An 18865-nucleotide genomic window follows, 5' to 3' on the forward strand; every position below is an offset into this window, starting at 1 on the left:
TAGTATCTTTATTGACACAAGTTGGGAGGTATTATGGCTATTGTGGCAAGCAATCAAACGATCTTAATTATTGGCGCCTCACGGGGGATTGGACTGGGATTAGTCGAGCAATTTTCCGCACAAGGTTGGCAAGTGACCGCAACCTACCGCGGTACACCCGTGAACAATAGCTCGGCACAGTGGTTGGCGCTGGATATTACTGACCCGGCCAGCCAGCAACAGTTTATCGAACAGATAGCTGACCAACGTTTCGCGGCCATCGTGATCAATGCGGGGGTATTTGGCCCGGCTGAACAACGTGTCGATCTTGCGAGCGATGCGCAGTTACATCAACTGTTCCTGACCAATAGTTTTGCCCCCGTACGCTTGGCGCAGCGTTTACTCCCTTATCTTGTCCCGCAGAGCGGCGTACTGGCCTTCACCAGTTCACAAATGGCGAGCTTAACGGAAAACCCCACTGCCGAAATGTCACTTTATGCTGCCAGCAAGGCTGCCCTGAATATGCTCGTGCGTGCGCTACACCCTGCAGCGCAGCAAGCGGGTATCACTTTATTATCGTTACATCCCGGTTGGGTGCAGACCGATATGGGCGGTGATCACGCCCCAGTCTCGGTTGAACAAAGTAGCAGCGGATTAAAACAGGTGATTATAACGGCGGCGAGTCAAGGCGGTCATCATTACCTCGATTATCAAGGACAGACGCTCGACTGGTAACCACCTGTCGGTGGGAGATCACTCAGCCTTAACCCAAAGCAGTGGGGTTAAGGCTGACAGCGTTAGTTAGGGTTTAGCGAGCTGTTCGCGGACCTCTTTGACCTGTTCGGCGGTCACCGCACCAGCCTGATTACTCCAGCCTTGGCGGATAAAAGTCGCTAACGCCGCAACCTGCGGATCGGTCAGGCGTTGCGCAAACCCAGGCATTTTCAGTGCCGAAGCCGATTTCGCCGTCGAAGGCAATTGCGCACCTGCAAGAATGATATGAATCAGACCAGTGGGGTTCTCGGCGTTAACGATTGACGCTTGATCCAGCGCAGGGAAGGCATGGGGAGCACCTTTGCCATCGACGACGTGACAGGCATTACAGTTATCAAGATACAAGGTTTCACCCGCAGTGAGATTTTTCGCCGCGGTTAACTTGTCTGCAGTGCGCTGCACCGCCTGTGGATTACCGGTATCGATCGTCGGGTTCCCACCCAAAGCTTTAAGGTAGGCTGCAATGGCTTGCGCATCCTCATCCGTTAGGTATGCGGTACTGTGTGCCACCACGGAGGTCATCTCTCCCGCTACCCCAGCCTGACGATTACGACCGGTTTGCAGATAGTCGACGATATCTTGTTGCGACCAGCGGGCGATGCCACGCAGTGAGGGCACGGCCCATCCATTCAGCTCTCCACCAGAAATAAAGCTTTGTTCGCCACTCTTCATACTCTTCTCATTCATAGCAAGGCCACGAGGCGAGTGACAACTGCCGCAGTGACCCAAGCTTTCCACGATATACGCACCGCGATTAATCTGCTGGCTAGCCCCTTGTAATGGAGTGAAGGGTTGGTCATCGACGAAGGCCCAGTTCCAAAGTGCAAGGCCCCAACGTTGGTTAAAGGGAAACGGTAACGCGGTAGTGGGAGGCTGTTGCGAGCTAGGTTTTACCCCTTGCATAAAATAGTGATACAGGGCGCTGATATCCTGGTCGCTAATCTTAGCGTAGTCCGGATAAGGCATAGCAGGATAGAGATGACGACCATCCGGTAATATCCCTTTGCGCACCGCATCGGCAAATTGCTGCTCGGTAAAGTTACCGATACCGTGCTCCTTATCGGGAGTAATATTGGTTGAATAAATCGTCCCTAGCGGTGAGCTGATTGCTAAGCCTCCCGCGTAATCGTCCTTTCCTGAAACGGTATGGCAGGCCATACAGTCCCCTAACCGCGCCAAGTATTCACCCTGCTGAATGAGAGTAGGGGAAGCCGATTCCGCCGAAGCAGAGACACTACTGAACAGGCTGGAACAGAGTGCTAAGGCAAGTAAAGTATATTTCATTCGCTTACGCCTCTACCAAAGGGCCAGGATTGGATAAATAGTGATCTTTAATCGCTTGTGCAGCCATTAAGGTGATCGCGCCAATGGTGTCGGTAGGGTTAGCTTGGAAATTCTGTGGGAAAGCGTTCCCCCCTGGCACAAACACGTTATGCACATCCCAACTTTGTAGGTAGCGGTTTAATGCGGAAGTGTTAGGGTTATCGCCCATCACTGCGCCACCGACATTATGGGTTGAGACATATTTGGTCAGATCAAAATTGGCGTCCATAGGTAGAAAACTCATGCTAAAGCTGTCGGGATTCAACTCGTTAACCAGATTACCGACGATCCCTTTTAGGTACTGCTGTAACAATAATTCATTTCGCTTCCAATTAAACGTCATGCGTAGCAGGGGTTGCCCATACTTATCCGTATAGGTCGGATCGAGATCCAGATAACTGTCGCGGTATGCCATACAGGTGGTAGTAATACTGACTTTCATCGAGTGGCCGTACCAAGTTTCTAACCCCTCTTTCCAGCCGGATCCCCACTTGGGCGTATCTTTGGGTAGCGCGGCGCTAATAGGTGTCCCCGTCGCTTGTGAGCTATGAATTTTTGCCCCACCGATAAAACCTAAGCTCGGGCCGTCAACATTACCGGGTGAGATATCGTTAAACATCTGACCGGTAGGTCCTGCTGCGACAAATGGATTAAAGTTTTTATCTTTAAAAAACAGCGTAGCACCCCCGTTACTTAGAAACGCATAGTTACGGCCCACCACGCCTTCTTCGGTGATCGGGTTATAGGGCTTGCCGATCCCTGATAGCAACATTAATCGAACGTTGTAATATTGGAAGCTACTGAGAATGACGATTTTGGCTGGCTGGAAACACTCATTACCCTCGGCATCGTAATAGATTACGCCTTTCGCGCTCTTTTTATCGTCATGCAAGACCACGCGCGTCACTTCGGCATTCACCTCATAGGAAAAGTTATCCATACGCTTTAAGGCATCCATAACGGCAGTTTGCGGCGAGGCTTTCGAATAGTTTAAGCAGGGATATTTAGAGCAATACCCACAATAGTTACAGGGTGTAATCGTATTGCCATAGGGATTGGTCCAAGCCCGTGACGCGGCGGCGGAAGGGTTAGGGAAAGGGTGGTAACCGAGTTTTTTGGCTGCAGCGGAGAACATCACATTATTTAAGGTGTCCTCCAAGGCAGGTAAGGGATAAGGATGAGAACGAGGACCTTCAAACGGGTCGCCCCCCGGCTGGATCACCCCCTTTAAGTTACCGGTGTTACCCGATAAGCCGCAAATCCGCTCAAACTTATCGTAGTAAGGCTCGATCTCTTGCCAACTAAAAGGGAAATCCATAATCCGCATATCTTCTTGCAGGATACCGGGTTTGTAGGCTTGGTCGGCATAGGTTTTTAGTTTGAGGTCGGTAGGGGTCGGGCGGATCAAGACTCCCGTCCAGTGCATACCGGATCCGCCGACGCCTCCCCCGGGGACAAAGGCTCCCCATTTACGCGTTGGCACGGCGGTGTCTTGCAGTCCATAACGGACGGTGACCGCTGACTCGGCAGGCGTGGTCATCACTTTATTCCGCACTGCATAAGCGTACTCATCAGCGGGTTTAGGATAGGCGAACTCATCGTAATCGCGATCGGGGCCTTTTTCCAATGCGCGAACGCTCAGCCCTGCTTGCGCCAGTTCAATACTCATCAGGGACCCTGCCCAACCCAGTCCACAGACCACGACATCAACTGCTTGTTTTGTGACGTTTGGCATCTCTTAATACTCCCCGCTTATGCTTGCACGCTTTGGATACTGACTGGGCCTAAAGGGTATTGCACATTATGTTGCTTAACCCACTCGAGATAGCTGGCGCGCGCGCCGGGAAAGCCAATCGCGATCCATGCTTTCATCCCTTTATTTCCGCCATACATCGGATCGGCGAGATAGCCGTGCTTAGTATCGTTAAGCAGTTGGCTAAAGAACTGAGCGGCGGTAAGCGAAGCGCTATCTTGGCGCTGTGCGAAGGGTATTACTCCTTTCTCTGCCAACGTCAGTACCTGCTGTTGCTCGGTATGAGGCAGTTGCACAAAACTTTTACTGTGTTGCTGCTGGCACCATTGTTCGATCGCTGCAATCCCTACTTGGTAGATTTGCTGAGGATAACAGGGGATCTGATAGCCCAAGCTCGCAGGGAGGTTGGCGGGAAAGGGGCCTTGCATATAGATTTCTTTGCCAAAATGGGGGTCATGCAGCTGTTGGTCGATAAAGATAGGCACATTCGTTTCTAAGGCACCAGGAGCTTTACCTTGCCCTCCCGCCGGGATCAGCCGATCGGTTGCCGCAAGAATAAATTGCCATTCCTCGGCGGTGAAAAAATGCGGTTGATAAGTGCTTAGATCAGGGGCCGCGAGCTCTGCGGCCTCGGCTGCAGTAAGCCCTTTGAGGACCAATTCGGTTAACGGCAGGGCCATCAACGACGCTAATAGGAACTTTCTCCTACTGGTGGGTTTCTGTAACAACATCGTTATCACGCTCACAATTGATAGTAAAAATTATATTTTTTGTATCCATATTGTAATCCATATGATTAACAAGGTCATTAGTTTAACATTTCTTATACATTCTATCGGTGCAAGAACCTTTACCAGACAGTGAAAGTGTGAACAGAACCTGAGGTGAGTGCACTATATAGGGATCGGCTCGAGTCCCCGTGGGGATGAGTAGCAGGAAAGGGCGGTTATCTTATTAGGAAAAGTGATGATAATTGGCAAGATAAGGGTAATACCCACCCGGCTGGGCAGGTATTTATCGCGGTTAAGGGGCGAGAGGGATCACTATCTCCCCCGGTTTCACCTCAATACCCGTCGCATATTTCTTAGCGAGCGATTCGGCTTTAGAACGATCGCTGCTTAATACCCATGCCGGTTGTTGGCTGAAGTATTCACGCAAAGAGGTTGCCAATATCGGTTTAAGACCGTCAACGATACCTTGGACTTTTTGCGGCTGAGCCTGCGCATCGAGGATGGTGAGATCGTGCAGGTAGACCGCACCTTGCTCACGATTGAAGACTGGTACTGCGCTCATTTTTAGCTGGAGATCGGCATTTTGTTTGCCAAATAGCGAAGCAAAATCAACCGTGGCGTGCCCTGATAGCACCACTTGGTTCGCCGCAGCGCGACCTATTTCAGCGTGCAAGGTATCTAGGGTGATATGCGCATTGGCTAATCCATTGATACCAATATCTTTGTCAAACGCTGCATGCTTGCTTAGGCTCTGGTTAATTTCCTGTTCACTTAGCGTATAGGATGCCAAGTGATCACAGCCAGCTAACACTAGGCTGCAACAGAACACCATAAGGGTAAGACACTTACGCATGGCAATCCACCTCTACTGGGCTAAATCGGATAATAGGGGAACCCCGGATTGAGTCGAAAGCGAATCCCGCAGGGCGGCGACGGGCGCAGGCCAGTCAATCTCTTTGACCAAGGTCAAGTTACGCAGTAACGGAAAGAGATGAATATCATCGTAGGAAAGCGTGCCGTTGACCGCGTGCGGCGACTGGATAATCTCGACCAAGCGCGTTAAATCATGATTAATTTTTGCAACGAAATCGGCGCGTTGTTCGCGTAAGGGGCCGAAGTCGCCAATATAAGCCTGTTTTTTTGCCGAGTAGTAGTCGCGGGCAGAGGAGGTGGTGAACTCCGCAAAGTCGGTAGTTGGCATAATAGGCAACAGCAGTTTATTGATATAAGTCCCGACCTCGGTGAGCCACTGAGCCAATTTTTCAGAGGTCGCACTGGATAGGCGAGGCGTCGATGAGAGCGACTCGATATAGTTGACGATGTCCAAGCTTTCGCCCATCGCACTATTATCGTCTTTTACCAAAATAGGTAACATCTTTTTCCCAATCAGCTTATTGGGCGTCTCTTCATCATCATTTAATAAGAATGAGACTTCAACCGGTTGCTGATCTAAACCGAAAATCATCCGCGCTTTCACACAGAACGGGCAGTGGTCATAAACATAAAGATGCATAGTCAGTCCTATTCTTAAGGGAATCAATCTTCTAGTGACAATAATTGTACGCCAGACGGTGGGTTCTGCCAAACAGCGAAATGAGGCATGTCACTTTACTCGTTACGATAATTAGCAAATAATCAGCGCAAAGTGGGTTTCCTTGGAGACATTATGTTTGGCTATCGTTCATCTAGCCCGAGAATATCACTGAATTCTTCCTCGATGCATATCAGAACCGTCGCAGAACGCGACAGTTGGTTATTGACCGATTATTATCAAGAAAATCGCGACTTCTTAGTACCGTGGGAACCGTTGCGCGACGAAAATTACTTCCAGCATCATGGCTGGGAAGCGCGTCTTCAGGTGATGGGGATGCAACAAAAGCAGGGCGAAGCTTTTTACTTTTTATTAATGGATCCTCACCAGCAACAGGTATGGGGCGTCGCCAATTTTAGCCAGGTGATCCGCGGCTGTTTTCAGGCCTGTTATCTCGGCTATTCACTCGCCGCCTCGCAGCAAGGCAAGGGACTAATGTTTGAGGGCTTGTCCACCATCATTCCCTATCTGCAAAAACAGCAGCAACTCCATCGGATTATGGCTAACTATATGCCTCGTAACCAGCGTAGTGGGGCACTGTTACAGCGGTTAGGTTTCGAAAAAGAGGGATATGCCCGCGATTATCTTAAGATTAACGGACGATGGGAAGATCATATTCTCACGGCGTTGATCACCCCAACTGGCTAAGTGATCATTACTTGTAACAATCGGAACTGATTATTTCTAGGAATGACAGTACACTAGCCAGCATTATTCGTGTGGGTCACCCTAAATTGTCGATTATTCAGGATGTTTTTCTTTTATGAATTTACTTAAATCATTAGCGGCCGTGAGCTCGATGACACTGTTCTCGCGGGTGCTAGGTTTTGCGCGCGATGCCATTGTGGCGCGAGTTTTCGGTGCCGGGATGGCGACCGATGCCTTTTTTGTTGCCTTTAAATTACCGAATCTACTGCGTCGAATTTTTGCTGAGGGCGCATTCTCGCAAGCCTTTGTTCCGATCCTCGCCGAATATAAGAGTAAGGAGGGCGAGGAGGCGACACGAATTTTCGTCTCCTATGTGGCAGGGTTATTAACCCTCGTTCTCGCACTGGTGACCGTTGCCGGGATTATCGCTGCGCCTTGGGTGATTTATGTGACGGCGCCTGGTTTTGCCGATACGGCCGATAAATTTGCACTGACCACCGCGTTATTACGGGTTACCTTTCCCTATATCTTGTTAATCTCGATCGCCTCCTTATTGGGCGCTATCCTCAATACTTGGAACCGCTTTTCAGTCCCAGCCTTTGCGCCGACATTACTGAACATCAGTATGATTGGCTTTGCGCTGATTGGATCACGCTTTTTCCATCCGCCGGTGATGGCGCTGGCGTGGGCAGTCGTGGTCGGCGGCATCTTGCAGTTAGGCTATCAGCTCCCTCACTTGAAAAAAATTGGCATGTTAGTGCTGCCGCGAATTAACTTACGGGATGCTGGCGTCTGGCGCGTCTTACGTCAAATGGGGCCAGCGATTTTAGGGGTATCCGTCAGCCAAATCTCGCTGATCATTAATACTATTTTTGCCTCGTTTTTGGTTTCCGGTTCCGTTTCGTGGATGTATTACGCCGACCGTTTGATGGAGTTTCCCTCGGGCGTACTGGGGGTGGCCTTAGGGACGATTCTGTTACCGTCACTGTCGCGCAGTTTTTCGAGCGGTAATTTCGATGAGTATTCCCGCTTAATGGATTGGGGCTTACGTCTCTGTCTCTTACTGGCACTGCCGAGTGCGGTGGCACTCGGTATTCTTGCAGGTCCCTTGACCTCAGCACTGTTTCAATATGGCAAGTTTTCTGCCTTTGATGCCGCGATGACCCAACGCGCGTTGGTTGCCTATTCTATTGGCTTGGTCGGTTTAATTGTGGTGAAGGTATTGGCGCCTGGTTTTTACTCGCGTCAGGATATTAAAACGCCAGTGAAGATTGCGATCATGACACTGATTATGACGCAGGTGATGAACTTAGCCTTTATAGGGCCACTGAAACATGCTGGCTTGTCGCTCTCAATCGGTCTGGCCGCATGCCTTAATGCAGCATTACTCTATTGGCAACTGCGCAAGAAAAAATTCTTCATTCCGCAAGCAGGCTGGGGCATCTTTTTAGCTCGCTTGATCGTCGCCGTGGGGGTGATGGCCGCCGTACTGTATGGCGTGCTGCTGTATATGCCAGCATGGGGCCAAGGCCTAATGTTTGAGCGATTACTGCGTCTGACAGCGGTCTGTGCCGCGGGCGGAATCAGTTTCTTTGCCACGCTGCTGCTGCTGGGTTTTCGTGTGAAAGATTTCTCTCGTCGCAGTGTTTGCTGATCCTATCGATTGATGACCGGATGACCGTCCGGTCCATAAAAATGCTGGGCTTGTAGCGGTTGGAGGACGTTAAGCACCTGTTCGGTCCACGCCAGCTGCTGGTTTAGCATTAACGCTGTATGCTGATTCTGTTCGGCAAGCTGTTGTGCCAGCGGCTCGATACGCTGCCACACTGCTGCCAGCGAGGGGTGATCCGAATAGGGCGGCGCTAACGCTAACGCGCCTTCTGACTCGGATCGTCGCAGTTCCACAAAGGTTAAGGTCACCAACAGTGCCTGCTTATCTTCGCTCAAACTCATCAAACGACGGCTATTCGGCGTAGCCGCCATCAGTTGCTGCTGCTCTTCCTTCATCAGATGACCTAGCGAGGCGAGCACTTGATACAGACTATTCAGCACGGCGTTAAGATTACGATAACGATCAGGCATCATAGTCTCCCTTAGCGGCGGCCAGTAGTTTGTCGGCAATCTTACCGGCATCCACCTGATAAGTGCCTTCAGCGATGGCTTGACGTAATCGCTGCACTTTTTGATTATCGATATCGTTATGGCTGATCTGCGTAAAGCGTGAGAGAGAGTGACTCAAATCGACGCTATCAGTTTGATTATCGGCGATCAGGGTAGGGGTCGACTGTTGGCCGGCTGACAGGGTGCGTGAGCGCGTTTGGCCTTGGACCAGATCATTGCCTATCCCCGTAATACCTGGCATTTTTTCGATTGTCATACGCTGTCCTTGTAAAAAAAAAGCATAATAAGAGGTGCTCACTCTATTTATCGGCGAGATAACGAAAAACTTGATAAGTTTTATTCGGTGATTATTTCACGATAATCTCTTTGCGTTCGTTCACGGTGGCGGTCAACCATTGGCCGTTATCCAGTCGTATTCTCAGGGACTGATTGACCGCGGCATTGTCTAATGCCGTGCCACGTCCCGCAATATGAAACCCTTTGCCCGTAAAGGTTATCGGAACCGTTTCACCTTGCTTGATGACCCAAGGTTGGCGAAATTGGTTCTTCGTCAGTACCCGGCCTGCAGCGATCCGTTGCAAGGCGATTAACGGCAAGGGTAAGGGGGTCAACCAGCTATTTGCGGGCAGTGTATCAAGGCGCCCCACCTCAGTCGTAATATCCTCTTTAGTGACCCAGTCGCCTTGTTTAATCGGGCGTTGACTGCGATAAAATGTTCCTCTCACTTTTACTCTGACGCGTAACACAGCGACCTGTCGATCACAGCGGGCCGTCAGTGTCAGGGCACCCCATCGACGGCTATTACTGGGTAACTTAAAGCGAGGAGCGGCGCAGGTGAGCGGCGTCGAGGGCGATTGCAGAATATCCACTTGTAGCCCCTTGGCATAGTCAGGTTCTCGTTGGGCGAAGAATGTCACTAACTGGTCGGCTAAGGGGGTGGCGTGGGTGCAAGTCGCCATTAACAAACCCACTATGATCCAGAGCGCTTTCATGCCTTATCCCCCAATAAATGAGACAAGTGTAACCCTGGTTAGCGATCACCAAGCGCGGAATTACTCGGCGTTTTATCGGCTATTCAAACGATTTGTTCTGAAATGATTAACGTATTCTGCGTAATATTCAGTCAGCAAGGATAACGTTAAGATGGACCGCCTCGACCAAACTCTCAACTTTGCGAGTCAAGCGCTCGCGTTACGTACCCAGCGACAAAGCATATTGGCCGGTAATATTGCCAATGCCGATACGCCCGGCTATCAAGCGCGTGATATTCCCTTCGCCGCCACACTTAAGCGTGCGGTATCCGGTGCAGCGGCCCGGGTCGAGGGCGTGCCATTACGCTTGACCTCAGCAGGTCATATTGCTGGAAAAAGCCAACCCTCTCAGCCTATTAACCTGATGTATCGCGTTCCCGATCAACCTTCCGCGGACGGTAATACCGTGGATATGGATAGAGAGCGGGTGGCGTTCTCGGAAAATAGTGTGAAATACCAAACGGACCTCACCTACCTTTCTAATCAAATCAAATGGCTGAGCAGTGCCATCCAAGGATAAGGAATCCCGTAACATGCTCTCAATATTCGATATCTCAGGCTCGGCGTTACGCGCTCAGTCGCAGCGCCTTAATGTTAGCGCCAGTAATTTGGCCAATGCTGACAGTGTGACGGGTCCCGAGGGACAGCCTTATGTCGCCAAGCAGGTGATTTTTAAAACCGAACCGATGAGCGCCAGCGGTATCGGTGGTGTAAAGGTCTCCGGGATTATCGATGACCCCACGCCATTTAAGCAGGTTTATCAGCCAGAGAACCCCCTCGCCGATGATAAAGGATACGTCAAGATGCCTAACGTTAATGTCGTTGCCGAAACGGTAAATAGCATCTCTGCCTCACGCAGCTATCAAGCCAATGTTGAGGTATTAAATACCGTTAAAAGCCTGATGTTAAAGACTCTGACACTAGGCCAATAAGGAGGCGCGACGCATGTTATCTGAAATCAGCAGCGCCAACCGACTAAGCGCCAGCGCGACGGCAACCGCCTCAGCGACGGGAAACTCGAGCGCCGATTTACAAAACCAATTCCTCACGCTGCTTATTGCGCAATTAAAAAATCAAGATCCCACTAATCCGATGGATAACAGCCAGTTAACCACCCAGTTAGCCCAGATTAATACCCTGGCGGGGATCGAGAACTTAAATACCACGCTCTCCTCGATCTCTGGACAAATCAATACCACCCAATCGGTACAAAATACGCTACTCATCGGCCATGGCGTAATGGTCCCTGGCGATGCCATTTTGGTGGGAGAAGAGGCGACGACACCTTTCGGGTTCGTAACGGATGACGCTGCGACGTCGGTGACCGCCACCATTAAAGACAGTAGCGGTAATGTTATTGCGCAACTCGATCTTGGGGCGATGGGAGCGGGGACTCATACCTTCCAATGGGATGGCACGCTTGAAGATGAGAGTGCCGCCCCCGCAGGAAAATATAGCGTAAGTATCGATGCCGCCAACGATACAGGAGCGATTCATACCTCGTCATTAACCTATGCCATGGTCTATGGTGTCAACCCTACCGCCAATGGTGCAGTGCTTAATTTAGGGGCCTACGGTACCGCGACCCTCGATCAAATTAAGCAAATTCTTTAACTATTAGGAGATAAGTATGTCTTTTTCGCAAGCAGTCAGTGGATTGAATGCTGCCTCGAGTAACCTGGATGTAATAGGGAATAATATTGCTAACTCGGCAACCAGTGGCTTTAAGAGTTCAACCGCTGCCTTTGCCGATATGTTTGCCGGTAGCCAAACCGGGCTGGGAACCAAAGTCTCTGCAGTTATCCAGAATTTTGGCGATGGGGCAATCAATGCGACGGGTCGTAACCTCGATGTCGCCTTGTCGGGAAATGGTTTTTTTCGCTTAGAAGACAGCAATGGCTCGATTTATTACTCCCGTAATGGCCAGTTACAGCGTAACGCCGACGGTTACCTAGTGAATACCGAAGGTCTACAAGTGACGGGCTATCCGGTAACGGGCTCCCCTGCCACGGTGCAAACGGGTGCGGATCCGGTGCCGATTATGATCCCGACGACTCAGCTTCCTGCCAAAGCCACGACTCAGGGATCTTTGCAGGCCAATCTCAACTCTTCAGACGCGTTACCGACGATGACGCCGTTCGATGCCAAAGAGGTGAACAGTTATAACGCGAAGAGCAGTATGACCGTTTACGACAGCCAAGGGAATGACCACCAACTCGATCTCTATTTTGTAAAAACCGCCAATAATCAATGGCAAGTCTATCCCATCGACAGTTCAACCGGTGAAGCTTCCGCCGATTTCACCATGAGTTTTGATGAGAACGGTCAGTTGACGAGTGATGCCATGCAGTCAATCACTATTCAAGGCAGCAACGGGGCGGCAGCCAATCAAGCCTTAACCTTAGATTTTGCTGGCAGCAGCCAACAGAACACGGGTGAAACACAATTTGGTAATCCAAAGCAAGATGGCTATGCGCCGGGGGATTTGACCGGATTTACCATCAATGACGACGGTACGATTATCGGCAGCTATTCGAACCAACGCACGCAGGCGATGGGGCAGATTGTCCTCAGTAGCTTCACCAACAGTGAAGGCTTACAACCGATGGGTGACAATCTGTGGAGCGAAAGTTCATCCTCAGGCCAACCGGCTATCGGCACACCCGGCAGCGGTAATTTTGGCACCATGACGGCTGGCGCGCTTGAGGCTTCAAATGTCGATCTAAGTAAAGAGTTGGTCAATATGATTGTTGCGCAACGTAATTATCAATCCAACGCACAGACGATAAAAACGCAAGATCAAATCCTCAATACCTTGGTTAACTTACGATAAAGGATCGCGCCATTCATGGATAGGATGATCTATACCGCGATGAGCGGAGCGAGCCAAACCCTCGCTTTACAAGCGGTGACCTCGAATAATTTAGCCAATGTGTCGACCCCCGGCTTTAAAGCGCAACTGGCAAATTTTCGCGCGGTGCCGGTGGAGGGCGCCTCACTCGCCACACGCAGCTTTGTGACCGCCTCCACACCAGCAGCGGATCTGTCCGCCGGTCGCTTCAATTACACGGAACGGACACTCGACGTTGCGCTGCAAGCCAATGACTGGCTTGCCGTCACATTACCCGATGGCAGTGAGGCCTACACACGTAATGGCAATATGCAGATCTCACCGGAGGGGATCCTGACCTTAAATGGCCATCCTGTGGTCGGGGAAGGTGGGCCGATTGCCATTCCTGAGCATGCGCAATTAACCCTCGCAACGGATGGGACCCTCACCGCATTGAATGCTGGCGATCAGCCGAATGCCACAGTGGCGATTGGGCGATTAAAGATTGCACAAGGCGAGCCGTCAATGGTGATGCGGGGGGATGATGGGCTCTTTCGGCCGACGGCAAAGGCCATTGCCCAGTTTGGCGATGCACGCTTACCGGTTAATCCTTTGGGTAAAGTGATGCCGGGCGTGTTAGAGGAGAGCAACGTCAATCCTGTGCAATCGATGGTGGAGATGATTAACCATGCTCGCCGTTTCGAGATGCAAATGAAAGAGATTAGTCACGCTGATCAGAACGAGCAAAAGGCTAACCAGTTATTATCCATTACGAGTTGATAAGGAAAGACCATGATCCGTTCTTTATGGATTGCCAAAACCGGGCTTGATGCCCAGCAAACAAATATGGATGTCATTTCTAATAACCTTGCCAACGTTTCAACCAATGGCTTTAAGCGCTCACGCGCGGTATTTGAAGACTTGCTCTATCAAACCTTACGCCAGCCGGGGACTCAGGCCTCAGAGCAAAATACGTTGCCTTCGGGTTTACAAATCGGTACTGGGGTTCGCCCCGTCACCACTGAGCGTCTGCATTCTCAGGGGAATTTATCGAAAACCGATAATGCGAAAGATGTCGCCATCAATGGTCAAGGCTATTTCCAAGTCTTACTGCCGGACGGTAGTTCGGCTTACACCCGCGACGGATCGTTTCAAGTTGATCAAAATGGCCAACTGGTGACTAACGCCGGTTATCCGGTTCAGCCTGGGATCACCATTCCGGCAGATGCGCTGAGCATCACTATATCGAAAGATGGCATCGTCAGTGTGACGCAGGCCGGGCAGACACAACCGGCGCAGGTTGGGCAATTGACCTTGAACACTTTTATTAACGATGCTGGGTTAGAGAGTAAAGGGGAGAACTTGTATCAAGAGACCCAAGCGTCCGGTGCGGCGACCGAGAGTACGCCGGGCCAAAATGGGGCTGGCTCACTCTATCAAGGCTATGTTGAAACCTCGAATGTCAATGTTGCTGAGGAGTTGGTCACCATGATCCAGACGCAACGTGCTTACGAGATTAACAGTAAAGCCATCAGTACCTCGGACCAGATGTTACAACGACTCACGCAACTCTAACCCGCCATGGGCGTGTCGACACGCCCAACATAAGACAGGAGATCACGGTGAAAATGCGCTGGTTTTACACAGGATTGATGTGGTCATGTATGAGCGCCCTCAGCGGCTGCGCCCTCATTCCTCATACTCCGTTAGTGAAAGGAGATACCTCAGCCAAACCCGCCGTATTGCCGCAACCCGTAATGAATGGGTCAATCTTTCAAGCTGTTGCGCCAATGAATTTCGGCTATCAACCCTTGTTTGAAGATCGTAGACCTCGCGCGATCGGCGATACCTTAACCATCATCCTGCGGGAAAACGTCAGCGCCAGTAAAAGTTCCAGCAGTAATGCCTCACGAAAAGGCAGTAGCCAGTTTGGACTGAGTGTGGTGCCACGGTCGTTGAATGGCTTATTGGGCGGTGATAAAGCGAACTTCGATGGGTCAGGCGGTAATGATTTCAGCGGTAAAGGGGGCGCGTCGGCGAATAATACCTTCACTGGAACAATCACCGTATCGGTCTCAGCCGTACTGGCCAACGGTAATTTAAACGTGGTTGGCGAGAAGCAGATTGAAATTAATCAGGGAACCGAATTTATCCGTTTCTCTGGCGTCGTCAATCCGCGCACTATTAATGCCGATAATGCGGTGCTCTCCACGTCAGTTGCCGACGCGCGCATCGAGTATGTGGGTAACGGCTATATCAATGATGCCCAACAAATGGGATGGCTACAGCGTTTCTTCTTAACAATCGCACCGATGTAAGGGAGTCTTAGGATGCGAATTATCATCATGATTGGATTACTGTGCTTGAGTGCCACCTCGCTTGCGCAAACCCTGCACATCCGAGACGTCACCCAAGTGCAAGGGGTCAGGGAAAATGCCCTGATTGGTTATGGATTAGTGGTGGGCTTAGATGGTACGGGCGACCAAACCACGCAAACCCCTTTTACCACACAGTCGATGAGTAATATGTTGTCACAGCTCGGGATTACACTGCCTGCGGGCACTAATATTCAGCTGAAAAATGTGGCCGCTGTGATGGTAACGGCGAAGCTACCCGCCTTCGCGCGACAAGGCCAAACGGTCGATGTCGTGGTGTCCTCGATGGGGAATGCGAAAAGTCTACGCGGCGGTACGCTGTTATTGACGCCACTGAAAGGGGTGGATAATCAGGTCTATGCCCTCGCGCAAGGTAATGTACTGATCGGCGGGGCAGGCGCACAAGCCGGGGGTAGCAGTGTGCAGGTTAACCAACTCAATGGTGGGCGGATCACCGGCGGCGCGACCGTCGAGCGGGAACTGCCGCATAATTTTGGTGATAAAAACCAACTGATCTTACAACTGTCGCGTAACGATTTTTCCCTCGCCCAGCGGGTGGCTGATGTGATCAATCAACACAGTGGCTATTCTGCTGCTGAGCCATTGGATGCGGGCAGCGTCGCGGTGCGTGTCTCGCCCACCCAAGCCTCGCAAGTACAGCTATTAGCCAAACTGTTAGATTTACCGATTCGGTTACCGACTGCCCGCGCGAAAATTGTGATTAATGCGCGAACCGGTTCGGTCATTATGAATCAGCAAGTCAGCATTGAACGCTGTGCCGTCGCTCAGGGTAACCTGTCGGTCACCGTGGATAATCAAGCGAAGGTGAATCAACCGGATACGCCATTGGCCGGGGGAGAAACGGTCGTCACCCCGCAAACGAATATTTCGTTACGTGAGCAGGGAGGGGCGCTACAGAAAGTGAATACCAGCGCATCATTAAATGATGTGGTGGCCGCGCTGAATACGCTTGGTGCTACCCCGACGGAGCTAATGTCCATTTTACAAGCGATGGATAGCGCGGGCTGCTTGAATGCTGAATTGGAGATCCTCTAATGGATATGACGGTCACAACGGGGTGGGATGTCAATGAGCTGAACGCGTTACGTGGGGCGGCGAAGCAGTCGCCGCAAGAGAATATCGCCACTGTGGCGCGACAAGTGGAAGGTATCTTCCTGCAGATGATGCTAAAAAGTATGCGGCAAAGCCTGCCCGGAGGAGATTTGCTGGGGAGCGACTCGCAACGGCTTTTTACCTCGCTCTATGATCAACAGATTACCCAGATGGCCCCTGCTAGTCCGCTAGGATTAGCGGCATTAATTGAGAAGCAGATGCAGCCTGTGACACCGCCGAGTGCGGAGGTCGGGCAACGGGCGATGCCATTCGATAATGACCGGCAATTTTTCCAACGGCTATCACAGTTGGTGGAACGAAAAGTCGATAGCGTTGTGCAGTTAGCTCAACCTATGCAGCAATTTATTCAACGATTACTGCCGCATGTGAAAAGTGTAAGCCGAGAAACCGGCATCCCGGAGAAACTGATTCTGGCCCAAGCGGCGCTAGAGTCTGGCTGGGGACAACGGCAAATCACCACCGAGCGGGGGCAACCCAGTCATAACCTGTTCGGGATTAAAGCCGGTGGGCGCTGGCGGGGGCCGACAACGGCGACCCTCACGACAGAGTATCGTCAAGGTCAGGCAGAAAAAACCACCGAGTCGTTTCGCGTCTATCCTTCATGGCAGGAGGCGTTAAAGGATTACGGCGATCTCTTGGTGAATAATCCTCGTTATCAGGCAGTGACCTCTGCACGTAGCGCCGAGCAAGGGGCCTACGCGTTACAGCAAGCGGGCTATGCTACGGATCCGCACTACGCCCAAAAGCTTATCGCCATTATCCGCCAGCTCAATCAGCGTCTGCCCAGTCAGCACCCTACCGCCACGCTCAACCTAAACGAATTATTTTAATTGTCTTTATAAAGTCTCTCTTATCTTGTGCCGATAAACAGGTTGGAGCGTTGTCAGGCCAAGACCTTCGCAAGTTTATTAGGGTAAGGAAAAGTTATGTCGAGTTTAATTAATTCTGCGATGAGTGGATTAAATGCCGCCCAGCAACTGTTAACCAGCACCGCGAGTAATATCAGTAGTTATACCATTGCGGGGTATAACCGTCAGATTACGGTGATTTCTGAGGCACAAAACACCTTTAGTGGTAACAGTTGGTATGGAAATGGGGCGATTGTGAACGGTGTTCAACGGCAATACGATGCATTAATCGATAGTCAATTACGCAATGCCAGTGCTAAGAGTAGCGCGCAATCCGCGCATTACACTCAGCTCTCTGCCATTGATAAACAGATGACGCTGGAAGGCGGCACCTTAAATGATGGGCTAGAAACCTTCTTCGATACCTTGCAGAATGTGGTGAATAACGCTGCCGACCCTGCCGCTCGTCAGGCGGTAATGTCGCAAGCTGCAGCGCTCACTAATCAGTTTACCAGCACGCAGACGATGCTCGATCAGCAACAGCGCGATATCAATTCGCAATTACAGAGCACCGTTTCCGCGATTAACAGCTATACCCAGCAAATTGCCACCCTAAATCAACGTATCTCACAATTATCGCAGAGTGGCGATGCCCCGAATAACCTGCTCGATCAGCGTGACCAATTAGTTCGAGAGCTTAACGATCAGGTGGGGGTGACGGTCGCGATGCAAGATGGCAACATGACCGTCAGTGTTGCCAACGGCTTTACATTAGTCAGTGGCAACAAAAGTTATGCCTTAGAGGCAATGCCCTCGAATGCCAATCCTGAGCAGTTAACCTTGGGGTATCAGGATAAGCTGGCTGGCCAAGTGGAGTTGCCTGAAAAGCTGTTTAAGACCGGTAAGGTAGGGGGGCTTCTCGCTTTTCGCCATGATGAGCTTAATCAGTTGCAGAATCGACTCGGTCAATTGACCTTAGCGTTCGCTACCGCGATCAACAGTGTGCAGGAGCAAGGCTATGATTTGAACGGCCAGCAAGGGGAAGCGATGTTCAGTATCGGCCAGCCGGGTGTTAAGCAAAACGTATTGAATACCGGGACGGCCTCAATGAGTGCGGTATTCACCGATGCTCAACAGGTGCAAGCTTCCGATTATCAGCTGGTCTTTCAACAAGGCAGCTGGCAGGTGACTCGATTGAGCGATAATACCTCCGTCCCGGTCGAGACCTCGGCAGATGGGACGACGCTCAATTTCGAAGGACTGTCGATCACTGTCAGTGGTAGCCCGAGCGAACAGGACCGTTTCCTCCTCCAGCCTGTTAATCAGATAACCCATCAGTTTTCATTAAATTTTAGCGACCCTAATAAATTAGCCGCGGCAGAGGATCTGTCGGGCGAAAGCGATAATCGTAATATTCAGAAGATGCTCGACTTACAGTCGCAAAAACGGGTCGGCGGCACGCAAACCTTCAGTCAAACCTGGAGCGCTGCAGTCAGTTTTGTTGGTACACAAACGCAAGCCTATGGTAATGCCGTCAACTTATCAGACAATATCATTACCCAGCTCACCGCGCGTCAGCAAGCCGTCTCGGGGGTTAATCTGGATGAGGAATATGCCAACCTCACCCAATATCAACAGTATTACATTGCCAATACACAAGTGTTGAATACGGCCAGTGCGCTATTCGATGCCTTAATCAGCGTGCGGAGCTAGTACAGAGCGGGAGT

Annotated in this window: 21 protein-coding genes; 13 read left to right on the forward strand and 8 right to left on the reverse strand. The window is 50.9% G+C overall.

Going from position 1 to position 18865, the window contains the following annotated elements; genetic code table 11:
- Positions 1-42: 42 nt before the first annotated feature.
- Complete coding sequence (locus HGT71_RS00335; RefSeq protein ID WP_241596045.1) at positions 43-714, forward strand: SDR family oxidoreductase; 672 nt, start codon at positions 43-45, stop codon at positions 712-714.
- Positions 715-780: 66 nt separating this feature from the next.
- Here HGT71_RS00335 and HGT71_RS00340 read toward each other — a convergent pair whose 3' ends face one another.
- From HGT71_RS00340 to grxB, 5 genes are all read right to left on the reverse strand, one after another.
- Positions 781-2037 carry a c-type cytochrome gene (locus HGT71_RS00340; RefSeq protein ID WP_214216042.1) on the reverse strand — a complete coding sequence of 419 codons (1257 nt, stop codon included), beginning with the start codon at positions 2035-2037 and terminating at the stop codon, positions 781-783.
- A 4-nt stretch (positions 2038-2041) separates the two neighbouring features.
- Entirely contained in the window at positions 2042-3811 is a 1770-nt protein-coding gene (locus HGT71_RS00345) for a GMC family oxidoreductase (RefSeq protein WP_214216043.1), read from the reverse strand.
- A gap of 17 nt (positions 3812-3828) precedes the next feature.
- Positions 3829-4560: a gluconate 2-dehydrogenase subunit 3 family protein gene (locus tag HGT71_RS00350; RefSeq protein ID WP_214216044.1), complete on the reverse strand. Its 732-nt coding sequence runs from the start codon at positions 4558-4560 to the stop codon at positions 3829-3831.
- Between the two features lie 292 nt (positions 4561-4852).
- Positions 4853-5413 carry a lipoprotein gene (locus HGT71_RS00355; protein ID WP_048913994.1) on the reverse strand — a complete coding sequence of 187 codons (561 nt, stop codon included), beginning with the start codon at positions 5411-5413 and terminating at the stop codon, positions 4853-4855.
- Positions 5414-5425: 12 nt separating this feature from the next.
- Positions 5426-6073 carry a glutaredoxin 2 gene (gene grxB / locus HGT71_RS00360; RefSeq protein ID WP_214216045.1) on the reverse strand — a complete coding sequence of 216 codons (648 nt, stop codon included), beginning with the start codon at positions 6071-6073 and terminating at the stop codon, positions 5426-5428.
- A 153-nt stretch (positions 6074-6226) separates the two neighbouring features.
- Between grxB and rimJ the strand changes: the two genes are divergently transcribed.
- Positions 6227-6799 carry a ribosomal protein S5-alanine N-acetyltransferase gene (rimJ, locus tag HGT71_RS00365; protein WP_214216046.1) on the forward strand — a complete coding sequence of 191 codons (573 nt, stop codon included), beginning with the start codon at positions 6227-6229 and terminating at the stop codon, positions 6797-6799.
- Positions 6800-6914: 115 nt separating this feature from the next.
- Positions 6915-8453, forward strand: coding sequence for a murein biosynthesis integral membrane protein MurJ (gene murJ / locus HGT71_RS00370; RefSeq protein WP_048911972.1), 1539 nt, complete (start codon positions 6915-6917; stop codon positions 8451-8453).
- A gap of 2 nt (positions 8454-8455) precedes the next feature.
- Here murJ and HGT71_RS00375 read toward each other — a convergent pair whose 3' ends face one another.
- The 3 genes from HGT71_RS00375 to flgA all read right to left on the reverse strand — a co-directional run bounded on the left by HGT71_RS00375 (position 8456) and on the right by flgA (position 9912).
- Complete coding sequence (locus HGT71_RS00375; protein WP_214216047.1) at positions 8456-8881, reverse strand: flagella synthesis protein FlgN; 426 nt, start codon at positions 8879-8881, stop codon at positions 8456-8458.
- Positions 8874-9176 carry a flagellar biosynthesis anti-sigma factor FlgM gene (gene flgM, locus HGT71_RS00380; protein ID WP_214216048.1) on the reverse strand — a complete coding sequence of 101 codons (303 nt, stop codon included), beginning with the start codon at positions 9174-9176 and terminating at the stop codon, positions 8874-8876. The genes HGT71_RS00375 and flgM overlap by 8 nt, the downstream gene beginning before the upstream one ends.
- A 91-nt stretch (positions 9177-9267) precedes the next feature.
- The gene (gene flgA, locus HGT71_RS00385; protein ID WP_214216049.1) at positions 9268-9912 is read right to left on the reverse strand and encodes a flagellar basal body P-ring formation chaperone FlgA; all 645 of its coding nucleotides are present in this window, start codon (positions 9910-9912) and stop codon (positions 9268-9270) included.
- 151 nt (positions 9913-10063) lie between these two features.
- On the opposite strand from flgA, the gene flgB reads away from it, so the two are divergent.
- The 10 genes from flgB (at position 10064) to flgK (ending at position 18851) form a co-directional block, all read left to right on the forward strand.
- Entirely contained in the window at positions 10064-10471 is a 408-nt protein-coding gene (flgB, locus tag HGT71_RS00390; protein WP_214216050.1) for a flagellar basal body rod protein FlgB, read from the forward strand.
- A 13-nt stretch (positions 10472-10484) separates the two neighbouring features.
- Positions 10485-10883, forward strand: a complete 399-nt coding sequence (gene flgC, locus HGT71_RS00395) for a flagellar basal body rod protein FlgC (RefSeq protein WP_214216051.1) — start codon at positions 10485-10487, stop codon at positions 10881-10883.
- A 13-nt stretch (positions 10884-10896) separates the two neighbouring features.
- Positions 10897-11565 carry a flagellar hook assembly protein FlgD gene (locus HGT71_RS00400; RefSeq protein ID WP_214216052.1) on the forward strand — a complete coding sequence of 223 codons (669 nt, stop codon included), beginning with the start codon at positions 10897-10899 and terminating at the stop codon, positions 11563-11565.
- Positions 11566-11581: 16 nt separating this feature from the next.
- Positions 11582-12784, forward strand: coding sequence for a flagellar hook protein FlgE (gene flgE, locus HGT71_RS00405; protein ID WP_099822649.1), 1203 nt, complete (start codon positions 11582-11584; stop codon positions 12782-12784).
- A gap of 15 nt (positions 12785-12799) precedes the next feature.
- Positions 12800-13561, forward strand: a complete 762-nt coding sequence (locus tag HGT71_RS00410) for a flagellar basal body rod protein FlgF (protein ID WP_214216053.1) — start codon at positions 12800-12802, stop codon at positions 13559-13561.
- A 12-nt stretch (positions 13562-13573) separates the two neighbouring features.
- Positions 13574-14356, forward strand: coding sequence for a flagellar basal-body rod protein FlgG (gene flgG, locus HGT71_RS00415; protein WP_048911981.1), 783 nt, complete (start codon positions 13574-13576; stop codon positions 14354-14356).
- A 53-nt stretch (positions 14357-14409) separates the two neighbouring features.
- Positions 14410-15099 (forward strand): flagellar basal body L-ring protein FlgH, encoded by a 690-nt coding sequence (locus HGT71_RS00420; protein ID WP_214216054.1) that lies wholly within the window; start codon positions 14410-14412, stop codon positions 15097-15099.
- Positions 15100-15111: 12 nt separating this feature from the next.
- Entirely contained in the window at positions 15112-16212 is a 1101-nt protein-coding gene (locus tag HGT71_RS00425; RefSeq protein ID WP_214216055.1) for a flagellar basal body P-ring protein FlgI, read from the forward strand.
- Positions 16212-17120 (forward strand): flagellar assembly peptidoglycan hydrolase FlgJ, encoded by a 909-nt coding sequence (gene flgJ, locus HGT71_RS00430; RefSeq protein WP_214216056.1) that lies wholly within the window; start codon positions 16212-16214, stop codon positions 17118-17120. Before HGT71_RS00425 ends, flgJ begins: the two co-directional genes overlap by 1 nt.
- Positions 17121-17216: 96 nt before the next feature.
- Entirely contained in the window at positions 17217-18851 is a 1635-nt protein-coding gene (gene flgK, locus HGT71_RS00435) for a flagellar hook-associated protein FlgK (protein ID WP_214216057.1), read from the forward strand.
- Positions 18852-18865: the final 14 nt, after the last annotated feature.

It is taken from the genome of Rosenbergiella epipactidis (genome assembly GCF_018494055.1).
GTDB classification, from domain to species: Bacteria; Pseudomonadota; Gammaproteobacteria; order Enterobacterales; family Enterobacteriaceae; genus Rosenbergiella; species Rosenbergiella epipactidis.